This window comes from Lactococcus sp. S47, from assembly GCF_016517475.1.
Taxonomy (GTDB): Bacteria; Bacillota; Bacilli; order Lactobacillales; family Streptococcaceae; genus Lactococcus; species Lactococcus lactis.
The window spans coordinates 69,802-91,504 of record NZ_JACVUB010000002.1 but is presented as its reverse complement, the minus strand read 5'-3'; the positions used below and the strand labels follow the sequence as shown (position 1 = coordinate 91,504).

23 protein-coding genes are annotated in these 21,703 nt (G+C 35.5%); 17 read left to right on the top strand and 6 right to left on the bottom strand.

Annotation, left to right across the window (positions count from 1 at the left end; all coding sequences use genetic code 11):
• Positions 1 to 9 precede the first annotated feature (9 nt).
• Positions 10 to 1,077 carry a glutamyl aminopeptidase gene (pepA, locus tag IAE52_RS02895; RefSeq protein WP_058212015.1) on the bottom strand — a complete coding sequence of 356 codons (1,068 nt, stop codon included), beginning with the start codon at positions 1,075 to 1,077 and terminating at the stop codon, positions 10 to 12.
• A gap of 102 nt (positions 1,078 to 1,179) precedes the next feature.
• Here pepA and IAE52_RS02890 point away from each other — a divergent pair, with 102 nt between their 5' ends.
• From IAE52_RS02890 to groL, 7 genes are all read left to right on the top strand, one after another.
• A complete protein-coding gene (locus IAE52_RS02890; RefSeq protein WP_012897223.1) occupies positions 1,180 to 1,464 on the top strand; it encodes a hypothetical protein in 285 nt (94 codons plus the stop codon).
• A 41-nt stretch (positions 1,465 to 1,505) separates the two neighbouring features.
• Complete coding sequence (locus tag IAE52_RS02885) at positions 1,506 to 1,823, top strand: thioredoxin family protein (RefSeq protein WP_003131595.1); 318 nt, start codon at positions 1,506 to 1,508, stop codon at positions 1,821 to 1,823.
• A gap of 85 nt (positions 1,824 to 1,908) precedes the next feature.
• On the top strand, positions 1,909 to 2,535 hold the full coding sequence (gene ytpR, locus IAE52_RS02880; protein ID WP_003131594.1) for a YtpR family tRNA-binding protein: 627 nt from the start codon (positions 1,909 to 1,911) through the stop codon (positions 2,533 to 2,535).
• A 162-nt stretch (positions 2,536 to 2,697) separates the two neighbouring features.
• Positions 2,698 to 4,038, top strand: a complete 1,341-nt coding sequence (nox, locus tag IAE52_RS02875; protein WP_023188995.1) for a H2O-forming NADH oxidase — start codon at positions 2,698 to 2,700, stop codon at positions 4,036 to 4,038.
• Between the two features lie 89 nt (positions 4,039 to 4,127).
• Positions 4,128 to 4,517 (top strand): single-stranded DNA-binding protein, encoded by a 390-nt coding sequence (locus tag IAE52_RS02870; protein ID WP_010905314.1) that lies wholly within the window; start codon positions 4,128 to 4,130, stop codon positions 4,515 to 4,517.
• Between the two features lie 119 nt (positions 4,518 to 4,636).
• On the top strand, positions 4,637 to 4,921 hold the full coding sequence (groES, locus tag IAE52_RS02865) for a co-chaperone GroES (RefSeq protein ID WP_003131589.1): 285 nt from the start codon (positions 4,637 to 4,639) through the stop codon (positions 4,919 to 4,921).
• An 87-nt stretch (positions 4,922 to 5,008) separates the two neighbouring features.
• Entirely contained in the window at positions 5,009 to 6,637 is a 1,629-nt protein-coding gene (gene groL / locus IAE52_RS02860; RefSeq protein WP_109990650.1) for a chaperonin GroEL, read from the top strand.
• A gap of 46 nt (positions 6,638 to 6,683) precedes the next feature.
• On the opposite strand, the gene IAE52_RS02855 is transcribed toward groL, so the two are convergent.
• The 3 genes from IAE52_RS02855 to yycF all read right to left on the bottom strand — a co-directional run bounded on the left by IAE52_RS02855 (position 6,684) and on the right by yycF (position 9,801).
• Complete coding sequence (locus IAE52_RS02855; protein ID WP_003131583.1) at positions 6,684 to 7,496, bottom strand: MBL fold metallo-hydrolase; 813 nt, start codon at positions 7,494 to 7,496, stop codon at positions 6,684 to 6,686.
• A gap of 168 nt (positions 7,497 to 7,664) precedes the next feature.
• Positions 7,665 to 9,107, bottom strand: coding sequence for a cell wall metabolism sensor histidine kinase WalK (locus IAE52_RS02850; RefSeq protein WP_010905315.1), 1,443 nt, complete (start codon positions 9,105 to 9,107; stop codon positions 7,665 to 7,667).
• Positions 9,100 to 9,801, bottom strand: coding sequence for a response regulator YycF (gene yycF, locus IAE52_RS02845; protein ID WP_003131580.1), 702 nt, complete (start codon positions 9,799 to 9,801; stop codon positions 9,100 to 9,102). Before yycF ends, IAE52_RS02850 begins: the two co-directional genes overlap by 8 nt.
• A 177-nt stretch (positions 9,802 to 9,978) precedes the next feature.
• Between yycF and tmk the strand changes: the two genes are divergently transcribed.
• The 5 genes from tmk to rsmI all read left to right on the top strand — a co-directional run bounded on the left by tmk (position 9,979) and on the right by rsmI (position 13,635).
• Positions 9,979 to 10,614, top strand: a complete 636-nt coding sequence (gene tmk / locus IAE52_RS02840) for a dTMP kinase (RefSeq protein ID WP_012897230.1) — start codon at positions 9,979 to 9,981, stop codon at positions 10,612 to 10,614.
• Between the two features lie 132 nt (positions 10,615 to 10,746).
• On the top strand, positions 10,747 to 11,607 hold the full coding sequence (locus IAE52_RS02835) for a DNA polymerase III subunit delta' (RefSeq protein WP_003131573.1): 861 nt from the start codon (positions 10,747 to 10,749) through the stop codon (positions 11,605 to 11,607).
• A 51-nt stretch (positions 11,608 to 11,658) separates the two neighbouring features.
• Complete coding sequence (ricT, locus tag IAE52_RS02830) at positions 11,659 to 12,441, top strand: stage 0 sporulation family protein (protein WP_010905316.1); 783 nt, start codon at positions 11,659 to 11,661, stop codon at positions 12,439 to 12,441.
• Positions 12,434 to 12,760, top strand: coding sequence for a DNA replication initiation control protein YabA (gene yabA / locus IAE52_RS02825; RefSeq protein WP_011675472.1), 327 nt, complete (start codon positions 12,434 to 12,436; stop codon positions 12,758 to 12,760). Before ricT ends, yabA begins: the two co-directional genes overlap by 8 nt.
• Complete coding sequence (rsmI, locus tag IAE52_RS02820) at positions 12,760 to 13,635, top strand: 16S rRNA (cytidine(1402)-2'-O)-methyltransferase (RefSeq protein WP_033900473.1); 876 nt, start codon at positions 12,760 to 12,762, stop codon at positions 13,633 to 13,635. The genes yabA and rsmI overlap by 1 nt, the downstream gene beginning before the upstream one ends.
• A gap of 76 nt (positions 13,636 to 13,711) precedes the next feature.
• Here rsmI and IAE52_RS02815 read toward each other — a convergent pair whose 3' ends face one another.
• The gene (locus IAE52_RS02815; RefSeq protein WP_003131566.1) at positions 13,712 to 13,903 is read right to left on the bottom strand and encodes a hypothetical protein; all 192 of its coding nucleotides are present in this window, start codon (positions 13,901 to 13,903) and stop codon (positions 13,712 to 13,714) included.
• Between the two features lie 62 nt (positions 13,904 to 13,965).
• Positions 13,966 to 14,898 carry a mevalonate kinase gene (gene mvk / locus IAE52_RS02810; RefSeq protein WP_003131564.1) on the bottom strand — a complete coding sequence of 311 codons (933 nt, stop codon included), beginning with the start codon at positions 14,896 to 14,898 and terminating at the stop codon, positions 13,966 to 13,968.
• A 305-nt stretch (positions 14,899 to 15,203) separates the two neighbouring features.
• On the opposite strand from mvk, the gene mvaD reads away from it, so the two are divergent.
• The 5 genes from mvaD (at position 15,204) to IAE52_RS02785 (ending at position 21,613) form a co-directional block, all read left to right on the top strand.
• On the top strand, positions 15,204 to 16,160 hold the full coding sequence (gene mvaD, locus IAE52_RS02805; protein ID WP_109990651.1) for a diphosphomevalonate decarboxylase: 957 nt from the start codon (positions 15,204 to 15,206) through the stop codon (positions 16,158 to 16,160).
• The gene (locus tag IAE52_RS02800) at positions 16,147 to 17,136 is read left to right on the top strand and encodes a mevalonate kinase (protein WP_109990652.1); all 990 of its coding nucleotides are present in this window, start codon (positions 16,147 to 16,149) and stop codon (positions 17,134 to 17,136) included. Before mvaD ends, IAE52_RS02800 begins: the two co-directional genes overlap by 14 nt.
• Before the next feature lie 53 nt (positions 17,137 to 17,189).
• A complete protein-coding gene (gene fni / locus IAE52_RS02795; protein ID WP_109990653.1) occupies positions 17,190 to 18,233 on the top strand; it encodes a type 2 isopentenyl-diphosphate Delta-isomerase in 1,044 nt (347 codons plus the stop codon).
• A gap of 157 nt (positions 18,234 to 18,390) precedes the next feature.
• Positions 18,391 to 19,011 carry a superoxide dismutase gene (locus tag IAE52_RS02790; protein WP_003131560.1) on the top strand — a complete coding sequence of 207 codons (621 nt, stop codon included), beginning with the start codon at positions 18,391 to 18,393 and terminating at the stop codon, positions 19,009 to 19,011.
• 247 nt (positions 19,012 to 19,258) lie between these two features.
• Positions 19,259 to 21,613: a carbon starvation CstA family protein gene (locus tag IAE52_RS02785; protein WP_109990654.1), complete on the top strand. Its 2,355-nt coding sequence runs from the start codon at positions 19,259 to 19,261 to the stop codon at positions 21,611 to 21,613.
• The last annotated feature ends 90 nt before the right edge of the window (positions 21,614 to 21,703 follow it).

The window sequence follows — 21,703 nt, the reverse complement described above, 5'->3', positions numbered from 1 at the left end:
TTTTTAAATTTAATAGTTTTTAATTTCAGCTACTTTTTCAGTACTAAGTGATGTTACGATATTTCTCAAGAAAGTTTGTGCTTGATTGAAATCATCAATATTGAAAATTGTTTGATGACTGTGAATATAACGAGCAACAACACCAATCGTTGTCGAAGGGACTCCATTATTAGCTAAGTGGGCAGCACCTGCATCAGTTCCACCTTTAGCCATATAAACTTGGGTTTTAACTTTAGCCTTATCAGCAGTTTCAAGCAAGAAATTTTTCATTCCAGGGAGCATAATATGACCTGGGTCAAAGAAACGAAGCGTTGTTCCTTCTCCAAGACGACCGTTGTCATCACCAAACGTATCGCTAGCAGGTGAACAATCAACAGCAAAGAACAAATCAGGCTTGAACATAGTTGTAGAAACTTTGGCTCCACGAAGGCCAACTTCTTCTTGAACATTGGCTCCGATAATCAATGTAGCAGGTAATTCTTTGTCAGCTAAAAATTCAAGAAGTTCAAGAATCATTAAACAACCATAACGATTGTCCCAAGCTTTAGAAATAATATTTTTACCATTAGCAGAGAGAATTGTTTCAGTTTCTGGAATGATTACATCACCTTGAGCGATTCCGAATTCTGTAGCTTCTGCAGCATTTTCAAAAGCTCCATCAAAGACAATATCAGAAATGGCAGGAATTTGAGGAGTAACACCAGTTCCACGAAGAAGATGTGGAGGAAGCCCACCAGTTACGACAGGAATTTTTTTACCTGTACGTGTGAATAATGTAAAACGTTGTCCAGAGACAACTAAAGGATTCCAACCACCAAGTGGAACGACCCGGAATGTTCCGTCAGCCTTGATTGAGCTGACCATAAAGCCAACTTCATCCATGTGGGCTGCAATCATAATACGTGGGGCATTTGCTACTTTTGAAGTTTTAGTGACAAATATACCACCAAGACCATCAAATTCTGGTTGATAACCAAGAGCAATCATGCGTGTTTTTAAATAGTCACGAACAGGTCCCTCAAAACCAGAAGTCGCTTGAATTTCTGTCAGTGCTTTTACTTTGTCGAATAGTTCCATTTTTCTCCTCCGGAATACTGAAACATTTACTGACAGATTTGTCAGCAAAAATTTTGATGATTTACACTATAATTATACCAAGAAATATGTTAAAATTTCCATATGAAAAAAATACTAAAGTTTGGTTTGGGAATTATTGCGGGTGCAACAGTTGCTCACGTTGCTTATCATGGCTATAAAACTATGGAAGAAGAAGTGATTCATGAACTTACTGACAGAGCTCGGCAACATTTTTCAACAAGAAAAATAGACGCTTTTTGGATTTTTGAGGAGCCAACTACGGGTGCTCTTTTTGAGGGAGGACTTGTCAGTGAAAATAAGGCAATCACTTTTGAAATCAATGCTAAAACTTTAGAAGTCTTTGAAAAAAATGAAGAAATTCTGTAAGAAAGCTTAGTATTCATTTAGAAATAAAAGGAGAATGTAGAATGATTATTCCAGAAAATATTGAAAATTTAGCCGAACTTGTAAAAGGACCGGAAAAGACAGTCTTCTTTTTCACGGCTGGTTGGTGCGGAGATTGTAATTTTATTAAGCCAAAAATGCCAGAAATTGAAGTAGAAAATCCAGACTTTAAATTTGTTGAAGTAGACCGTGATGAATATATGGATCTTGCGATTGAATGGGGAATTATGGGAATTCCAAGTTTTGTCGTGATTGAGGATGGCAAAGAAAAAGCTCGTCTAGTAAATAAATTACGTAAAACAAAAGAAGAAGTCAATACTTTCTTAGCGAGTGCGAAATAGTATCATCGCAGGATAAGCGTTGATATATTAAGGATTATATTCTATAATAATCAAAGTTAAGAAATTAAAAGGGAAAAATAAGAAAATGATTGCAACATACAACACAAATGTCGGTGACGTTTTAATGCTTATCACTGCAAATGATAAGGGAGAAAAAGTAAACTTCGAACGTAAGGGAAAAGTAGCTCGTGTTTTTATTGAAGAAACTGGAGCGACGGTTGCTTGGAATATTTTTGAAGCGAAATCTCTATTGGCTAATTTGTCAGGAAATGGTCAAGTCGTCTTATCATCTGATGATATTGAAACGTTGAACAAAGAGCTTGGTAAATCAGGATTTAGCGATGTTCTTGTTCACGATGCACAACCCAAATTTGTTGTCGCTGAAATTGTTGAAATGGAAGATCATCCAGATTCAGACCATTTACATATCTGTAAAGTTAATGTTGGTTTTGCCGATCCAGTACAAATTGTTTGTGGTGCTCCAAACGCAGCTCTTGGCTTAAAAACAGTTGCTGCTTTACCTGGTGCTATGATGCCTAACGGCTCATTGATTTTCCCAGGAGCCCTTCGTGGTGTTCAATCTTACGGAATGCTTTGTTCAGCTCGTGAACTTGAATTACCAAATGCTCCTGAGGTTCGTGGAATCATTGAATTATCATCAGATTTATCCGCTGGTAAAGCTTTTGATTCAGAAACAATGTGGCAAGCATAATAATAAAACTGTCAAAATAGTTTATTTTGGCAGTTTTTTTATCTAAAAAAAATAAAATAAATTTTTCACAAAGTTCACAAGCGCTTACAAAAGAAAATAGAAGGACTTATGCTAAACTGAATAATGTAAAAAGAATTTTACATTTAAAGGAGAATTATTAGCATGAAAATCGTAGTTATCGGTACGAACCACGCAGGCATTGCTACAGCAAATACATTAATTGATCAATATCCAGGCCATGAGATTGTTATGATTGACCGTAACAGTAATATGAGTTACTTGGGGTGTGGGACAGCTATTTGGGTCGGAAGACAAATTGAAAAACCAGATGAGCTGTTTTATGCCAAAGCAGAAGATTTTGAAAAAAAGGGAGTAAAGATATTAACAGAAACAGAAGTTTCAGAAATTGACTTTACTAATAAAATGATTTATGCCAAGTCAAAAACTGGAGAAAAGATTACAGAAAGTTATGATAAACTCGTTCTGGCAACAGGTTCACGTCCAATTATTCCTAACTTGCCAGGAAAAGATCTTAAAGGCATTCATTTTTTAAAACTTTTTCAAGAAGGGCAAGCCATTGACGAAGAGTTTGCTAAGAATGATGTGAAACGGATTGCTGTGATTGGTGCTGGTTATATTGGGACAGAAATTGCTGAAGCTGCCAAACGTCGTGGAAAAGAAGTTCTACTTTTTGATGCAGAAAGTACTTCACTTGCTTCATATTATGATGAAGAGTTTGCTAAAGGAATGGATGAAAATCTTGCCCAACATGGAATTGAACTCCATTTTGGGGAATTGGCTCAAGAGTTTAAGGCAAATGAAAAAGGTCATGTATCACAGATTGTAACTAATAAATCAACTTATGATGTTGACCTCGTTATTAATTGTATTGGATTTACAGCCAATAGTGCACTGGCTGGTGAACATTTAGAAACCTTTAAAAATGGAGCAATCAAAGTGGATAAACATCAACAAAGTAGTGACCCAGATGTTTATGCTGTAGGAGATGTTGCCACAATCTATTCTAATGCTTTACAAGACTTCACCTACATTGCCCTTGCCTCAAACGCTGTTCGCTCAGGGATTGTTGCTGGTCATAATATTGGAGGAAAATCAATAGAGTCTGTTGGTGTACAAGGTTCTAATGGAATCTCTATTTTTGGTTACAATATGACTTCTACGGGCTTGTCGGTTAAAGCTGCGAAAAAAATCGGCCTAGAAGTTTCGTTTAGTGATTTTGAAGATAAGCAAAAAGCATGGTTCCTTCATGAAAATAATGATAGTGTGAAAATTCGTATCGTTTATGAAACAAAAAGTCGCAGAATTATTGGTGCTCAACTTGCTAGCAAGAGTGAAATAATTGCAGGAAATATTAATATGTTTAGTTTAGCTATTCAAGAAAAGAAAACGATTGATGAATTAGCCTTACTTGATTTATTCTTCTTACCACACTTCAATAGTCCATATAATTACATGACTGTTGCAGCTTTAAATGCAAAATAAACCATAAAAATCTATCAATTGATAGATTTTTTATTTTTTTTGTGACAAATGTCCTAACTTTACGTATAAAAAGTTAGGAGGATTTTATTATGAATAAAACCATGTTAATTGGACGCTTAACCAGTGCGCCAGAAATTTCAAAAACAACAAATGATAAATCATATGTCCGTGTGACCTTAGCAGTCAATCGCCGTTTCAAAAATGAAAAAGGAGAACGAGAGGCAGATTTTATTTCAATTATTATTTGGGGAAAATCTGCAGAAACTTTAGTTTCTTACGCAAAAAAAGGAAGTCTTATTTCAATTGAAGGAGAAATTAGAACTAGAAATTATACGGATAAGCAAAATCAAAAACATTATGTCACAGAAATCTTAGGACTGAGTTATGATTTACTTGAAAGTAGGGCAACAATCGCTTTACGAGAAAGCGCTATAAAGACTGAAGAAACCTTACTTGATGCGGAAGAACTCCCTTTCTAATTTATTTCATAAAATCTAAATGTTTTCTCTTGACTAAATCTGACCATTGAGATAAAATAAGAATATGTTAGCACTCGTTTAATAAGAGTGCTAAAAAATAAAAAATGGAGGAAAATATAATGTTGAAACCTTTAGAGAATCGCGTAGTTTTACGTGTAAAAGAAGAAGAGGAAAAATCAATGGGTGGAATTGTGTTAACAAGCGCTTCCCAAGAAAAACCTCAAACAGCTGAAGTTGTTGCCGTCGGTGAAGGGAAAACAAATCATCATGGAACACTGATTTCTCCACTCGTAAAAGTAGGGGACACAGTAATTTTTGAAAAATTTGCTGGAACGACCGTAAAAATGGATGGTGAAGAATTCTTGATTCTCAAAGATTCAGACCTTCTTGCAATTGTAGAGTAAAATTATAAAAGCAATCATTTTTTTGGTTGTCTTTTGTCTATCTTAAAATCTATAAAATTAAAAATATATTCTTAAAAAGGAGCTAAAATGTCAAAAGATATTAAATTTTCAAGTGATGCTAGAACAGCGATGATGCGTGGGATTGATATTCTTGCTGATACAGTAAAAACAACCCTTGGACCAAAAGGTCGCAATGTTGTTCTTGAAAAATCATATGGATCACCTTTAATTACAAACGATGGTGTAACGATTGCCAAAGAGATTGAACTTGAAGATCATTTTGAAAATATGGGAGCTAAACTTGTTTCAGAAGTTGCTTCAAAAACAAATGATATCGCAGGTGACGGTACAACAACAGCGACAGTTTTGACACAAGCTATCGTTCGTGAAGGTTTAAAAAATGTTACCGCAGGTGCAAATCCAGTTGGTATTCGCCGAGGAATTGAACTTGCTGCTGAAACAGCTGTTGCGTCAATTAAAGAGATGGCAATTCCTGTCCACGATAAATCAGCAATTGCGCAAGTAGCTACCGTTTCATCACGTAGTGAAAAAGTGGGTGAGTATATTTCTGATGCAATGGAACGTGTAGGTTCTGACGGAGTTATCACCATTGAAGAATCAAAAGGGATGCAAACTGAACTCGATGTTGTTGAAGGAATGCAATTTGACCGTGGATATTTGAGTCAATATATGGTTTCTAATACAGAAAAAATGGTTGCTGAATTAGATAATCCTTATATTCTTATTACCGACAAAAAAATCTCAAACATTCAAGAAATTTTACCGCTCCTTGAACAAATCTTGAAAACAAATCGTCCACTTCTTATTGTAGCTGATGATGTTGATGGAGAAGCATTGCCAACGCTTGTTCTTAATAAGATTAAAGGTGTCTTTAATGTTGTAGCTGTAAAAGCACCAGGATTTGGTGATCGTCGTAAAGCTCAATTGGAAGATTTGGCTATCTTGACAGGTGGTACAGTAATTACTGAAGAACTTGGTCTTGATCTTAAAGATGCTACTCTTGAAGCTTTAGGACAAGCAGCTAAAGCAACTGTGGATAAAGACCACACAACAATTGTTGAAGGTGCTGGTTCTGCTGATGCTATTTCTGATCGTGTAGCTATTATTAAAGCGCAAATTGAAAAAACAACTTCTGATTTTGACCGTGAAAAATTACAAGAACGTCTTGCAAAATTAGCTGGTGGTGTTGCAGTTGTTAAAGTTGGTGCTGCAACTGAAACAGAGCTCAAAGCAATGAAACTCTTGATTGAAGATGCACTTAATGCAACACGTGCAGCCGTTGAGGAAGGTATTGTTTCTGGTGGTGGTACAGCACTTGTTAATGCTATTGCTGCTTTGGATAAACTTTCAGAAGAAGGAGATATTCAAACAGGTATTAACATTGTTCGCCGTGCTCTTGAAGAACCAGTTCGTCAAATTGCTGCCAATGCAGGATATGAAGGTTCAGTTATCATTGATAAACTTCGTTCAGAAGAAGTAGGTACAGGATTCAATGCTGCAACTGGTCAATGGGTTAATATGATTGAAGAAGGAATTGTTGACCCCGCAAAAGTAACTCGTTCAGCTTTGCAAAACGCGGCTTCTGTTGCTGGTTTAATTTTGACTACTGAAGCAGTAGTTGCTAATAATCCAGAACCAGCTGCTCCAGCTATGCCTCCAATGGACCCTAGCATGGGAATGGGTGGTATGATGTAATAAAAAAAGAACCCTTAGGGTTCTTTTTTTATTTGCTGTTGAGTAACTAAATATCGTAAAGTTGACTAGCATGTTCGTGACTAGTATCAAGGATCTTCAGGTCCTTTTTGGTATCGACATCATGTTGCTGTAAGTAACCATCCATAGTAAGATGAGCAAGTTCTTTGATATTATTATTTAAACTCAAGTGCCCTAGAAAGATTCGTTTTGTCTTATTACCATGAATACTAAAAGCAGCCTCAGCGCCGTCCTCATTAGATAAGTGGCCCTGGTCACTTAGGATACGTTGCTTTGTCCGCCAAGGATAAGCTCCCATGCGGAGTATCTCAATGTCATGGTTTGATTCCATAAGATAAGCATCTGCATTTTCAATGGTTCCACGCATTCTATCGGATACATAACCTGTATCAGTTAGCATAACAAAACTCTTGTTATCTTTCATGAAACGATAAAACTGTGGTGCGATGGCATCGTGACTCACGCCGAAAGATTCAATATCAATATCACCAAAAGTCATTGTTTTTCCCATTTCAAACAGATGTTTTTGTTCAACAGGGATTTTTCCTAAAGCATTTTTACTATCTAGTTCAGACCAAGTATCTTCATTTGCGTAAAGGTCAATACCATATTTTCTTGCCAAAACACCAATCCCTTTGATATGGTCACTATGTTCATGGGTAATTAATAAAGCATCAATATCATGAATGTCACGGTCAATTTCTGATAGTAAACTTTCTATTTTTTTTCCAGATAGTCCGGCATCAACAAGAATTTTTTTCTTTGGGGTTTCTAAGTAAAAAGAATTTCCTGTTGAACCAGAGGCTAAAATGGAATATTTAAAGCCATTTTGTTCAGTCATACAGTCTATTGTAGCAGAAAAATAGTGGGATTGCCATGAGCTTTTATATTTTATTTGAAAATAAATTTATCAGGTAATTCATTAGCTTAAGAGAGTTTTTTGTGTTAAAAGTCTAGGTTTATTCAAAAAATGAGTCCACAAATATGTATGGACTCTTTTTAGGGAAAATTATTCATTATCCTCAAATTCAAACTCATCAGTACCATCATCCCAGTCATCTGCGGCTTCTAAAGAATATGGAAGAGTGAAACTAAAGGTCGTTCCTTTTCCTTCTCCTTCGGAGCTTGCAAAAATTGTTCCGCCATGTATTTTAACAATATCATGGACAATGGAAAGGCCTAAACCTGTCCCCCCAACTTTTGAATTTCTTGAAGCATTATCAACTCGGTAGAAACGGTCAAAAATCTTAAGTAAATCAGATTTTGGAATTCCCATTCCTTGGTCACTGATGGAGATTAGAACGTCACTTTCACGTTTTTCAACGGAAATTGTAATAGTTCCACCTTTAGGTGAATACTTAATTGCATTTCCGATGATATTGTCAATGACTTGAGCAATTTTATCGGTATCAATTTCGACCCAGATGGGCTGTTCAGAGTATTTTCTGACTAGAGTGAAATTAGAAGAGATTAAATCGTTTGATTCGGTTTCTAAAATTTGGTCTAAACGGTTAATTTGATAGTCTAAGAAGGCAATTAAATTAATCATTTCTTTATTAAGAACGATTCGGTCTTGATCCATTCTTGATAAAGTCAAAAGGTCGGAAATCATTCGAATCATCCGATTAGTTTCAGTAAGTGAAACATTAATAAAGGATGAAGCTGTTTCTTTATCCTCAATGGCTCCGTCTTCTAGTGCTTCCAAGTAGGCTTTTACTGAGGTGAGCGGAGTTCGGAGTTCATGAGAAACATTGGAAACAAAGAGACGGCGCTCTCGTTCGGCCTTGTCTTGTTCAGTCATATCATGTAAGACGGCAATAATTCCTGAGATGAAACCAGATTCACGACGAAAGAGGGCAAATTTAATGTGGAGCGAAATGGATTCATTCCCAGAATCATGTGTCTCAATAGTTATTTCAGGTTCTTTTTCTAATAAATCATAAAAATTATATTGGTCAGTAATTTTTAAAACTTCAACAATATTTTTTTGCATCAAGAGATCATTATCTGTATTCAAATAGTGCAAAGCTGATTTATTGGCCATAATAATATTTCCACGACGATCGGTGGCAATGACGCCATCAACCATATATGCGAGAATACTATCTAATTGATTACGCTGATTTTCAAGATTGTTCTGCGTGCGAACAATATCTTCACCAAGTTTTAAAATTTCATCATATAATTCATTGATTTCACTCGTCCCTTTTGGGATTTTATCGCGATTTAAATAGCCATTTTTTATGTCATTCATCTGTTTAGAAACATTCACAATCATGCGATGTTGCTGATTGAGAAAGACTAAAACAAAGACGAGTGAAAATAAGTAATAACCAATAAAAGTACTTAAATGAGCAAAATTGTAATCAAAACTACTCATAAAAAGGATGACAAAAAGAAGTAGGTGTGCAACTACTCCTTTAAAAATCATTGAATTAAAAAATTTAATCATGTGGGTTGCTCATGTAGTAGCCAACCCCGCGGCGTGTTGAAACGTATTGTGGACGGCTTGGAGTATCTTCAACTTTTTCACGTAAACGACGAACAGTAACGTCAACTGTACGAACATCTCCAAAGTAGTCATAACCCCAAACGGTTTCCAAAAGGTTTTCACGAGTGATCACTTCGCCAAGGTGTTGAGCAAGGTAGTAAAGCAATTCAAACTCACGGTGTGTAAGGTCGAGTTGTTTATCATTTTTATAAGCCGCATAGTGTGCTGGATTGATACGGAGGTTTCCGATAATCAATTCTTTCTTGACATTGTCAGTAGATTCAGCAGGCGCGACATTGATACGACGCAAGTTTGCTTTAATACGAGCTAATAGTTCACGGTTTGAGAATGGTTTTGTGACATAATCATCAGCACCAAGTTCAAGACCAATTACTTTGTCAAATTCACTATCTTTAGCTGACACCATAATAATTGGAGTGTCAGAAGTTTTACGGATTTCACGTGCAACATCAAGACCATCAAGTTTAGGTAACATCAAATCAAGCAGAATAAGGTCAGGTTGTACTTCTTTAAATGCTTCAAGAGCTTCTTCACCATCAAAAGCTGTAAAGACTTCAAAACCTTCTTTGGTTAAATTAAATTTTACGATATCTGAGATTGGTTTTTCATCATCAACAACAAGAATTTTTTTCATAGTTGTCCTTTCAAGTGGAAAATTTTTTATTGAATGTTACTCGTATTTATTTGAATTAACAAATCAAGTAAGCTGTTTCAGTTATATTATACAATTTTTAGTAAAATTACGCAAAAAGAGACCCTATTATTTTTAGAAAAAAGATAAAATATTTGTTTTTTTGGTATAATAGAGGCTATGAATGGAATTCTAATTTCCCTTGAGGGACCCGATGGAGCAGGAAAAACAACGGTTTTAAAAGAAATTTTACCTGAAATCCAAAAAATGAAGCGCGAAATTGTCCCAACTCGTGAACCAGGCGGTGTTCGAGTGGCGGAAGAAATTCGCCAAATTATTCTTGATCCAAAGAATACAGAGATTGATTCTAAAACCGAGTTAATGCTTTTTGCGGCGGCGCGTCGTTTACATATGCAAGAAAAAATGTTGCCAGCTTTACAAGCGGGTAAAGTTGTCATTGTTGACCGATTTATTGATTCATCTGTCGCCTATCAGGGGTATGGCCGTGATTTGGGTGTCGAAGTTGTTGATTGGCTTAACTATTTTGCAACAGATGGGTTGAAGCCTGATTTGACGCTTTATTTTGATGTTGATACGGATGTTGCCCTTGAGCGAATTATGAAAAATCGAGCTGATGAGGTAAATCGTTTAGACTTGGAAAGAGCTGAGATGCATCGTAAAGTTCGTGAAGGTTATTTGGAGATTGTTGTAAAAGAACCTGAGCGTTTTGTAAAAATAGATGCAAGTCAACCTTTAGAAAAAGTGGTAGCTGATACACTTTCCGTCCTCAAAAAAAGATTTGTCAGTGAATTTTAAAGACAATTTAATCTGTCAGCAAAATTAAGAATGCTAAAAAATACTTACATTTTTCAAAAAATGAGGATGTTAAATAGTTTTTTTAATTTTGTTATTTAGACTAGATTTGGTAAATATTTAGAAAGGTTTCTTGTGGAAATAAAAGATATTCAGCCTCAACTTTATAAGCAGTTCTCAACGATTTTGCAACATGGAAAATTAAGTCATGCTTATTTATTTTCAGGGGGATTTGGTTCTTTTGAATTAGCAATCTGGCTGAGCCAAGCCTTATTTTGTGAGAATCCTGAAAATGCTTTGCCTTGTGGTCATTGTCGTTCCTGTCGTCTTGTTGCCCAACAAGAATTTACCGACTTACATATCGTTGAACCTGATGGACAAACGATTAAAACAGCACAAATTCGGGAGCTGACACAGGTTTTCAATGAATCTGGTTATGAGGGAAATCAACAGGTGCTTTTAATTAAGGAAGCTGAAAAAATGCATCCTAATGCAGCAAATGCTCTATTGAAATCAATTGAAGAACCAGAAACAGAAATTGTTGTTTTTTTACTGACAGACAATGAAAATATGATTTTACAAACAATAAAATCACGGACGCAAATTATTAATTTTCCAAAAAATGTTCAATACTTACAAGATTTTTTGGAAAAGAATGGTATTTTAAAAACACAAGCAGAACTTCTTGCGGAAATCTGTAATTCGACTGACAAAGCATTAGAATTAGCTCAGCAGAGCTGGTTTAACGAAGGGCTCCAAAGACTTCAACAATTTGTAAAACTTCTAAAAACATCTGCTGACGAGGCGTTCTTGTATTTGAAAGAATTAGTCGAAATTTTTGATGACAAAGAAAAACAAAATCAAGCGTTTGAACTTTTATTACAACTTTTTAATCAAGAAAGAATGAGTCAGGAACTTTTAAAAACATTTCAGGCAATAAAAATGTGGAAAAGCAATGTCCGATTTGAGTCAAGTTTAACTTTTCTTGTTTTATGAAACTTGTCAAACTTATCCTTTGATTGAAAAATCTTATATCAGGAGAATATTATGATTTATGAAATAAAATTTGCACATGGCGAATCAAATGTATTTGCAATAAGTGATATAGAACTTGCTCCACAAACAGAAGTTATCCTTCGTTCAGATAAGGGAAACTTTTACGGAAAAATTGTACGTGAAATTTCTGAAGAAGCGAATCTTGAAATTCACCACACGATTGTGCGTGAAGTAAATGAGGATGATCTCCAAGTTATTGCAAAACTTGAAGAACGTTCTAAACAAGCCAAAGATAAAGTTCGCCAACTTGTCATCGAACAAGGTTTGGAAATGAAAATTATTGATGTTGCTTATAATTTCGACCAAATGCAACTTTTTATTTCGTTTACAGCAGAGAATCGTGTTGATTTTCGATTGCTTTTGCGTGAGTTGGCAACAACTTTTAGAATTAGGATTGAACTTCGCCAAATTGGGCCAAGAGATGCGGCTAAAATTCATGGTGGACTTGGACCTTGTGGACGTCCTTTGTGCTGTTCTGAGTTTGTTTATGAATTTCCAAATGTTTCAATCAAAATGGCCAAAAATCAAAATCTATCTTTGAAACAAAATAAATTGAACGGTCTTTGCGGTCGTTTGATGTGCTGTTTAACTTATGAAGATAGTTTTTATAAAGAAGCCCAACAACTTTTCCCAGATTTTGGTGAGTTTGTAACTACCTCAGAAGGAAAAGGAAAAGTTGTTGGCTTAAATGTTTTAAAAAATAGAGTAAAAATCCGCTTTGGAGAATATAGCAAGGATTTTGAACTTGCAGAAATTGAGGTGAATCATGGCTGATAAATATGATGTTTTCGACCAACTGGGCGAACTTGAAAATACATTAAATACCACATTAACGCAAATTTCAGGAATTCGCCAAGTGCTTGAAGCATCAATGACTGAAAATGCAACCTTACGCATGGAATTAGAAAAATTGCGTGACCGTTTGGCAGAATTTGAGAAAAAAGAAGTTAAAAAAGAAACGCCTAAAGACCAGCCAAATCCTAACTTGATTCAAATTTTTAATGAAGGTTTCCATGTTTGCCATCTGCATTATGCAGAACGATTGGCTGAAGGGGAATCTTGTTTAGATTGTTTGGAGCTTTTGTATCGCTGATGGAAAATAAATTTAGTATTCAACGGTCATTTAAAGGCCTAAAAACTGCTGGAAGTCTTTATTTGGTTCCAACACCAATTGGCAATATGCAAGATATGACTCTACGTTCTCTTGAAACTTTGAAAACTGTAGATTTGATTTGTTCAGAAGATACGCGAAATACTTTGCGCCTTTTAAACCATTTTGAAATTAAAGTTCCGCAAGAGTCGTTTCATGAACATAATTCCCAAGAAAAAATTCCTAAATTAATTGATTTTTTGAAAAAAGGACAATCTATTGCACAGGTTTCTGATGCTGGAATGCCTTCAATTTCTGACCCAGGCCATGATTTAGTTTTAGCTGCAATTGATGAAGAAATTGATGTTATCGCTCTTCCTGGTGCCTCAGCAGGAATTACTGCCTTGATTGCCTCAGGATTAGTTCCTCAACCTCATATTTTTTATGGCTTCCTTCCTAGAAAAAAAGGGGAGCAGCAAAAGTTCTTGAAAAGTAAGCTTTCTTATCCAGAAACACAAATTTTCTATGAGAGTCCTTTTAGAGTTGCGGATACTTTGGCTAACATGCAGGAAATTTATGGGGATAGAGAAGTTGTTTTAGTTCGCGAATTAACGAAGATTTATGAAGAATATCGTCGTGGTAAGATTTCAGAGGTTTTAGAATCTTTAACGGACCAACCAATAAAAGGGGAATGCCTAATTATTGTTTCAGGAGCGGATGAAGTGGCTCAAGAAGTTCAAGAGCCAGAATTGACAGCGCTCGAAGCAGTTAAAGTTTTAGTTGAACAAAGTGTAAAACCCAATGTTGCCATTAAACAAATTGCTAAAGAACGAGGTCTAAATCGTCAAGAATTATATGCAGAATTTCATGATTTATAAGCAAAAAGTTACTGACAGGCAGTCTGTCAGTAACTTTTTTATATTTTTGATTGATTAAAATTTCTGTCAGTAAAATTTAACAGTGCCCGTCAACATTTTCGTTAATCCATTTTTGATTTTCCTCATCAAAAATTCTTAAAGAATGTTGTGAACGTACAAAATCAATGATTTCTTTACGATTTAGCTTTGTTTTACTGACAGCCGAGCCAACAGTAACAATTTCCATTTTTTCGATGAGTGATTGAAGAATTTCGTATTGATTTTCCATAAGTTATCCTTAGTGCAAATTGATAGATTCATTATAACAAAAAAAGATGGTCATCAACCATCTTAAAAAGAGTAAATCCAAGTATTTTTGGCGCCATTTTTTAGAAGACGTTGACTGATACGAATAGCATCTTTTTCATTTTCAGCAAGAGCAACCATGACACCACCTAGCCCTGAACCAGTTAATTTAGCACCAAGTGCACCATTTTTACGAGCAGTTTCGACTAAATTATCTAGACGTGGATGAGAAACTCCCAAATCAGATAATCTTTCGTGAGCTTTATTCATGACATGACCAAATTCTTTGAGTTTGTCTGTCATCAAAAAATCTTTTGAATCGGTCGCTAATTGACCTAAATGATTAATTGAATCTTGTGTTTTTTCTTTTTCTTCAACAAGTTTTTCGCGAACAATATTGATGGCTTGACTCGTAAAGCCGTGAACACCAGTATCGCCAATCACGATAAAACCATGAAGATTGAGTTCAAAGGGTTCAATTGTGCTGTCTTTAATAAACCACAAAGGGTGTTCAGAATTTACAGTTGCCACATCAATTCCAGAAGATTTTCCGTGAGTAATATTTTCTGAAAAGTTGGCATAAAAGAGTAAATCTTTTTGCGGAAGTTCAGCATCAAAGAAATCATAAAAAGCTCTGATAATGGCAGTTGCCAATGAAGCAGAAGCTCCCAAGCCACGTCCTTGAGGAATATTTGAATCAATTTCTAAAGAGAATGGCATTTTTGATGAATGAAATTTAGAGAGTAAGCGCATAATGAGTTGACGAATTCCTTCAAATTCATCTCCCATTAAATCAAGTCTTCTACGAAATTCGTTATTTTCAATGTATTGGCCATATTTTGATGAGGTAATTGTCACTGTAGTTTTAAGAATTGTTACAGGTAAGGCAATTGCTGGTTGACCATATACAACGGAATGTTCTCCAATTAAGATTAGTTTGGAATGGGCAATTCCCGTCCCCATTTTATTGATAGTCATTATTAACAATTCTCCTGCTAGATTAGTTTCTCATTTTGAAAATGTGAACTGCAAATTAGCATATTTTGGTTAAATTAAAGTCTTATCGAAGGAAAAATTCGATAAACTTTTTCCAATATCATAATTATGAATACAAAAACGTACCTGACAATTTTATAAAATTTCCTCTTGAAAATCAAGTTTTTGTTTCTCTTTTGGCTGTAAATTCATCATTTAGTCTGAAAAAATGTATTTTTTAGTGTAAAAAATAACTTATTGAAATGATAGGAGAGAAGAAAGAATCAAATTTTTGATATAATAGTTTCATGAAAAATATTGTTACTGCAAGGGCGCATACAAATATCGCCTTGATTAAATATTGGGGAAAAGCGGATATCGCTCTAAATATTCCAACAACCTCTTCTTTGTCAATGACTCTGGAGCCATTTTATACAACAACCTCTGTTGAATTTACTGACAATGAGTCTGATTCCTTGATTTTGAATTCTGAAGTGGCAGATAGCAGCCGTGTCAGTCAATTTTTGGAAATGATGCGTGGACAATATGGAAATTTCCCTAAAGTAATGATTCAATCAGAAAATCATGTGCCAACAGCTGCTGGTTTGGCTTCAAGTGCTTCAAGTTTTGCTGCTCTGACAGCTGCTATGTTTGGACTTTTAGATTTAGAAAAAGATGATTCAGAAATGTCACGAATAGCTAGACGCGGTTCAGGGTCGGCTTCTCGGTCAATTTTTGGAAATTTTTCAGTTTGGAATAAAGGAGAAGATCATCAATCTTCCTTTGCGGAATCTTTTTACAACGAAGATATTGGTCTTTCAATGATTGTTGCTGAAATCTCTGCTGAAAAGAAAAAAATGTCGTCAACTAAGGGCATGCAATTGGCACAAACTGCACCAACTTACAGTGCTTGGGTTGAAAAATCAGCCATTCAACTGGAAGAAATGAAGCAGGCCATTTTAAATGCTGATATTGAAAAAGTTGGTCTAATTGCTCAGGATAATGCATTAGGTATGCATGAACAAAATCGTCTCTCTAATCAACCTTTTGATTATTTCACGCATGAAACAAGACACGTGATTGACTTTGTGAATCAGGCTTATCAATCAGGATTGCTTGCTTTTGTGACTATCGATGCCGGTCCAAACGTCAAAATTATTACTGACCACGCGACTGAAAAAATTCTCTTAGCTAAATTACAAGCGGAATTTCCAGAATTAACATTTGATATCGCACGTGCTGGGGGCGCTTATGAATATCTCTGAGAAAAAAATGACAATCAAAGTGCCAGGAAAACTTTTTTTTGCGGGAGAATATTCGGTCACAAAAGAAGGAAACCTCGCCCTTATCACAACAATTGAAACAAATTTTGAAGTAAGAATTTCAGCTACTACAGGGAAATCAATTTTCAAAACAAATGTTGGACTGTCTGATTTTGAATTTTCTTTGTCTAAAATTGAATTTACTAAAGAAAATCCGTGGAATTTTGCACTGACATCTTTAAAAAATACTTTGTCAGCTGCTGACAGCTTTGAAAAAAAATCTGTCAGTAAAATTTTATCATCATCTCCAGAAATTTCTCTTGAGATTGTCAGTGATTTAGGCTTTGGTGAAAATAAAAAAGGCTACGGCTCAAGTGCTTCAGTCGTTTGTGGTCTAGTTAATGCAGTCAATCAGTTTTTTGATTTGCAGTTGTCACTTGAAAAACGTTTTGAAATTGCCGCAAAAACGCATTTTGAAGTTCAAGGCTCAGGTTCAATGGGCGATATTGCTGCTATTATGTATGGTGGTTCTGTTTTTTATCAAAATCATAAGCGAGTCATACCTCTCGAAATTCCTTGGGCAACTTATGTGGTTCAAACAGGAAAAGCGGCAAAAACGAGTGAAAAAATAAAAATAAAGCTTTCTGATGAATTTTATCAAGCTTCAAATGAGCTGGTCATTGAATTGGCAACGGCGATTGACATTCAAGATTTTGCTTTATTCAAAGAAAAGTTATCAGAAAATCAACTTTTGCTTTTGGAGAATATTCCAGAAGGCTATATGACTAAAGAATTAGCTATTGCTTTAAACTTACTCAATAGCTATCCTGAATTTGCTGCTAAAATCTCTGGGGCTGGTTTTGGGGAGAATATTATTTTATTTGCTCAAAATACCCAAGCTATTGCTGAAGTCCAAAATAAATTATCGGAATATGGAATCAATCTTGAAAAATTTAAGGTTGCTCAAAAAAATAACTGAGATAAGTCTGCTAAAAATGCAGAGTTAGATTTTAATGAATTGAGAAATAACTGATGAAAACTGAAAAAGAAATCCATCAACATCGCAAAGATGAACACATATCGTTAGCTTATAAATATTGGCGTGAAGAAAAAAATCAGACCTTGGGCCTGACTTTTTCTGATAGTCGAATCATTCCTAATAGTTTGCCAGAATTATCTACTGAAAAAATCAACTTTTCATCAGAAGTATTTGGACAGAATTTTGAATTTCCCTTTTATATTGAAGCGATGACTGGTGGAACAGAGCGAGCAGATAAAATCAATGCTCAATTAGCAGAAATTGCGAAGAATCAGCATTTAGCTATGGCGGTCGGTTCTCAATCGATTGCTTTGAAATTTCCAGAACTAGCTGCTGGATTCAGTGAAGTTCGTAAAATACACTCTTCTGGTTTTCTTTTTGCCAATATCGGCGCAGGTCATTCTCTAGAAAATGCCAAGCGAGCGGTGGATATGATTGAGGCAAATGCTTTAGAAATCCATGTCAATACAGCGCAAGAATTGCCAATGGATGAAGGAGACCGTGAATTTTATTGGTTAGAAAATATTAATGAAATTGCAAGTCAATTAGAAGTTCCAGTCATTGTCAAAGAGGTCGGTTTTGGAATTTCACAAAAAACCTTTAAAGCACTCGCAAAAACAGCTGTCTCAGGAATAAATATTGGGGGAGCTGGCGGAACTAATTTTGCTTGGATTGAACGTAAACGGAGTAAAAATGGTTTTAACTTGGATGAATTTGGTTTGTCAACGATTGAGAGTCTTTTAGAAGCTAAAATGGCTGATAATAGAAAAAGTTTGATTGCAACAGGTGGAATTACTTCGGCTCAAGAGATTTTTAAATCTTTAATTTTAGGGGCTGATTTGTCAAGTTCTGCTGGTTTTATCTTGAAAAATCTTATGCAAACAGGGCCTGAAAAAGTAGAAGAAGTTATTGAACAATGGAAACAAGATTTGAATAAATTATTTGTTTTAACTGGTTCAAAAAATATTGAAGAATGTCGAAAGGTTGAGCTCCTTTACTCGACTAATATGCTTAATTTTATCCAACAAAGAAAATAATAAATTACAAATCAAATCATTTGGCAATGGTTTCAAAAACGACTATAATGAGAATAGAATTAAAAAAATAAACTAACTGAATTCATTCTCAATCTAGTCAAAATACCAAAGTATTAAGACTTCAAAATGGGTTCACATCTTAAAAGGAGAAATTACTATGGCATTTACATTACCTGAACTTCCATACGCGCCAAATGCGCTTGAACCTTTCTTTGATGAAGCAACAATGCGTTTGCATCATGGAAAACATCATCAAACTTATGTGAATAATCTTAATGCAGCAATTGAAAAACATAATGAACTTGATGACCTTAGCCTTGAAGAATTATTGACAGATTTGTCAGCAATTCCAGAAGACATTCGTACAGCTGTTCGTAATAATGGTGGTGGTCATTTGAACCATAGTCAATTCTGGCTTTGGCTTCGTCCAAACACTGACGGTTCTGAAAACCATGCTGACGGCGAAATTGGGGATGCAATTGCGAAAGAATTTGGTAGTTTTGAAACTTTCAAAACAGAATTTAAAGCTGCAGCCACAGGTCGTTTTGGTTCAGGATGGGCTTGGTTAGTTGTTGATGAAGCTGGAAAATTGAAAGTTGTATCAACTGCAAATCAAGATAATCCAATTTCTGAAGGGTTGACACCAGTTTTAGGACTTGATGTTTGGGAACATGCTTACTATCTTAAATATCACAATGTACGTCCTGATTACATTGAAGCATTCTTTAATCTTGTAAACTGGGATAAAGTTAACGAACTTTATGCTAAAGCAAAATAAAATGATGATGAGGCTCTCCTTTAAGGAGAGCCTTTTTTTATTTTAGAGAAACCTTTTTTAATGTTAGACTATTCTTTTGGAAATTTATCTTATTTTTACAAAAAGATGTTTTAAGGAGATTTTTTTAAACTTAAATGTTTATATTTTTGATTAAATAGTGCTAAAATATTATTGTAATCGGTTACATTTTTGTTTTAAAAAATATGGAAGGTCAAATGCATTGATAAGTGCATAGGAATAGAGGATTATGAAAGATATTGGAAACTCTTCAAACTTTACCGAAGAAGAAGAGCTATTTTTGTTACGGAATAAACAAGGAAAAATTGTCGGAATTAAAGATTTAAAGCAGGCAAATTTTCAAGAAACAATGAAAGACTGGAAAAAACATTTACCAAAACCCAGTCTTCTATCAATTATCATTTGGGTGGCGGTCGCTTTACTAGGCGGTCTTGCTTGGTCGTTGATTGCTCTGGCTCAAGGAGAGACGATTAATGCGATTTGGTTTGTTATTGCAGCAGTATGTTCTTATTTGATTGGCTATCGTTTTTATGCTTTATATATTCAACGTAAGATTATGCGTCCAAATGATTTACGGGCAACCCCTTCGGAAAGCCATAATGACGGAAAAGAATTCGACCCAACCAATCGAGTTGTTTTATTCGGTCACCATTTTGCTTCAATTGCTGGAGCTGGGCCTTTGGTTGGACCAGTTTTAGCGGCACAAATGGGTTACTTACCAGGGACAATTTGGATTATTTTTGGAGTTATTTTTGCCGGAGGGGTACAAGATATGCTTGTTCTCTGGTATTCTCATCGTCGTCGAGCAAAATCTATTGGGGCAATGGCTCATGATGAAGTTGGCAGATTTGCTGGTGGCTTGACTTCATTTATTGTATTTATCATGACAATGATTGTTCTTGCTGTTTTAGCTTTGATTTGTGTGACGGCGATGGCAAATTCTGCTTGGGCAGTCTTTTCGATTGGGATGACCATTCCAATTGCCTTATTAATGGGAATTTATTTGAAATATATTCGCCCAGGGCACGTGAATGAAATTTCAGCGATTGGTTTTATTCTCCTTCTAGTTGCTATTTTTGGTGGCCGTTGGGTTTCAGAATCTTCATTTGCGCATATTTTCATGCTTTCGCCAACTGCTTTAGTTTGGTGGGTCATGGGCTATACTTTCATTGCAGCCATTATCCCCGCTTGGATTTTACTTACGCCTCGTGATTACTTATCCATGTTTATGAAAATTGGTACAATTGCTGTTTTAGCAATAGCTGTAGTTGGTGTGCGTCCAGATGTTACGATTCCAGCTCTGACTAATTTTGCACATAATACAGATGGTCCTGCTTTTGCTGGTTCCCTCTTTCCCTTCTTATTTGTTACGATTGCCTGTGGAGCCTTGTCTGGTTTCCATGTAATGATGTCTTCTGGAACAACACCTCATTTGATTGCTAAAGAGTCACAAACGCGAATGATTGGTTATGGTGGGATGCTCTTTGAATCATTCGTTGCTATTATGGCTTTAGTCGCTGCGATTTCTCTTAATCCTGGAATTTATTATTCTATGAATACCCCTCAAGCTAGTATTCAAAAACTCGCAGCTTCAAGTTATCAAGCAGATAAAAGTGCTGAATATAATGCTGCCAAAGCAATTCCAAATGTAGCCATGATGCCTGACGGTTCAAAACTCAGTATTGACTGGGAAGGAACGACTGGTGAAAAGGCACTTGAGCAAGTGGCAAAAGATGTAGGTGAGCAATCAATCGTTTCACGGACTGGTGGTGCACCAACTTTAGCCGTTTCAATGTCAAATATTCTACATAAGGTTCCACTTATTGGTGGGACAAATATGATGGGATTCTGGTATCATTTTGCGATTATGTTTGAGGCGCTCTTTATCCTGTCCGCTGTTTCAGCGGCAACAAAATCGACTCGTTATTTACTTAATGATGCTCTGCGTGGCTTCAAAAAATTAGGTCGCTTAGGTGATGATGATTGGTTACCTAGTAAAATTATAACGACAGCAGTGATTGTTGGAGTTTGGGGTGCTTTGCTTTTGATGGGCGTTTCTGATCCGAATGGTGGAATAAAAATCATGTATCCGCTCTTTGGGATTTCTAATCAATTAATTGCGGCGGTAGCTCTGGCTATTGTTTGTGTCATGGTTATCCGTAAAGGTTATCTTAAATGGGTTTGGATTCCAGCACTTCCTTTAGTTTGGGATGTTTGTGTAACTTTTGCGGCCAGTTGGCAAAAAATCTTTTCAAATGATGTCAATATTGGTTACTTTGCTTCTTATTCAGCAGCAAAAGCCCAAGTGGCTTCTGGTAAATTATCTGGTCTAGCATTAACGAATGCGCAAGCAACCATGCGTAATACAATGATTCAAGGAAGTCTGTCAGTCATTTTCTTACTATGTGTGGCTATATTATTAGTCATCTGTGCCTTTGAAGTTGCTAAAATTTTAAGAACAAATGAAGTTGGTGATAAATTTAGCTCAGAAGAAGTTTTTGAAGAATCAAATCTTTTTGAAACTTCAAGTTTCTGGCCTAGTAAGCTTGAACATAAGGTTTTAAAAAGTAAAGTTAATGAATAATGGAAAATAAAAGTTACTGACAGGATTTCTGTCAGTAACTTTTTATTTATAATATAATCACTGACTTCAACGTTGAACAGCTGTCAGCAA

Bases quoted from the DNA above. Each gene is read 5' to 3' on its own strand.
- pepA (WP_058212015.1), bottom strand. From the start codon at position 1,077: ATGGAACTATTCGACAAAGTAAAAGCACTGACAGAAATTCAAGCGACT.
- IAE52_RS02890 (WP_012897223.1), top strand. From the start codon at position 1,180: ATGAAAAAAATACTAAAGTTTGGTTTGGGAATTATTGCGGGTGCAACA.
- IAE52_RS02885 (WP_003131595.1), top strand. From the start codon at position 1,506: ATGATTATTCCAGAAAATATTGAAAATTTAGCCGAACTTGTAAAAGGA.
- ytpR (WP_003131594.1), top strand. From the start codon at position 1,909: ATGATTGCAACATACAACACAAATGTCGGTGACGTTTTAATGCTTATC.
- nox (WP_023188995.1), top strand. From the start codon at position 2,698: ATGAAAATCGTAGTTATCGGTACGAACCACGCAGGCATTGCTACAGCA.
- IAE52_RS02870 (WP_010905314.1), top strand. From the start codon at position 4,128: ATGAATAAAACCATGTTAATTGGACGCTTAACCAGTGCGCCAGAAATT.
- groES (WP_003131589.1), top strand. From the start codon at position 4,637: ATGTTGAAACCTTTAGAGAATCGCGTAGTTTTACGTGTAAAAGAAGAA.
- groL (WP_109990650.1), top strand. From the start codon at position 5,009: ATGTCAAAAGATATTAAATTTTCAAGTGATGCTAGAACAGCGATGATG.
- IAE52_RS02855 (WP_003131583.1), bottom strand. From the start codon at position 7,496: ATGACTGAACAAAATGGCTTTAAATATTCCATTTTAGCCTCTGGTTCA.
- IAE52_RS02850 (WP_010905315.1), bottom strand. From the start codon at position 9,107: ATGATTAAATTTTTTAATTCAATGATTTTTAAAGGAGTAGTTGCACAC.
- yycF (WP_003131580.1), bottom strand. From the start codon at position 9,801: ATGAAAAAAATTCTTGTTGTTGATGATGAAAAACCAATCTCAGATATC.
- tmk (WP_012897230.1), top strand. From the start codon at position 9,979: ATGAATGGAATTCTAATTTCCCTTGAGGGACCCGATGGAGCAGGAAAA.
- ricT (WP_010905316.1), top strand. From the start codon at position 11,659: ATGATTTATGAAATAAAATTTGCACATGGCGAATCAAATGTATTTGCA.
- yabA (WP_011675472.1), top strand. From the start codon at position 12,434: ATGGCTGATAAATATGATGTTTTCGACCAACTGGGCGAACTTGAAAAT.
- rsmI (WP_033900473.1), top strand. From the start codon at position 12,760: ATGGAAAATAAATTTAGTATTCAACGGTCATTTAAAGGCCTAAAAACT.
- IAE52_RS02815 (WP_003131566.1), bottom strand. From the start codon at position 13,903: ATGGAAAATCAATACGAAATTCTTCAATCACTCATCGAAAAAATGGAA.
- mvk (WP_003131564.1), bottom strand. From the start codon at position 14,898: ATGACTATCAATAAAATGGGGACGGGAATTGCCCATTCCAAACTAATC.
- mvaD (WP_109990651.1), top strand. From the start codon at position 15,204: ATGAAAAATATTGTTACTGCAAGGGCGCATACAAATATCGCCTTGATT.
- IAE52_RS02800 (WP_109990652.1), top strand. From the start codon at position 16,147: ATGAATATCTCTGAGAAAAAAATGACAATCAAAGTGCCAGGAAAACTT.
- fni (WP_109990653.1), top strand. From the start codon at position 17,190: ATGAAAACTGAAAAAGAAATCCATCAACATCGCAAAGATGAACACATA.
- IAE52_RS02790 (WP_003131560.1), top strand. From the start codon at position 18,391: ATGGCATTTACATTACCTGAACTTCCATACGCGCCAAATGCGCTTGAA.
- IAE52_RS02785 (WP_109990654.1), top strand. From the start codon at position 19,259: ATGAAAGATATTGGAAACTCTTCAAACTTTACCGAAGAAGAAGAGCTA.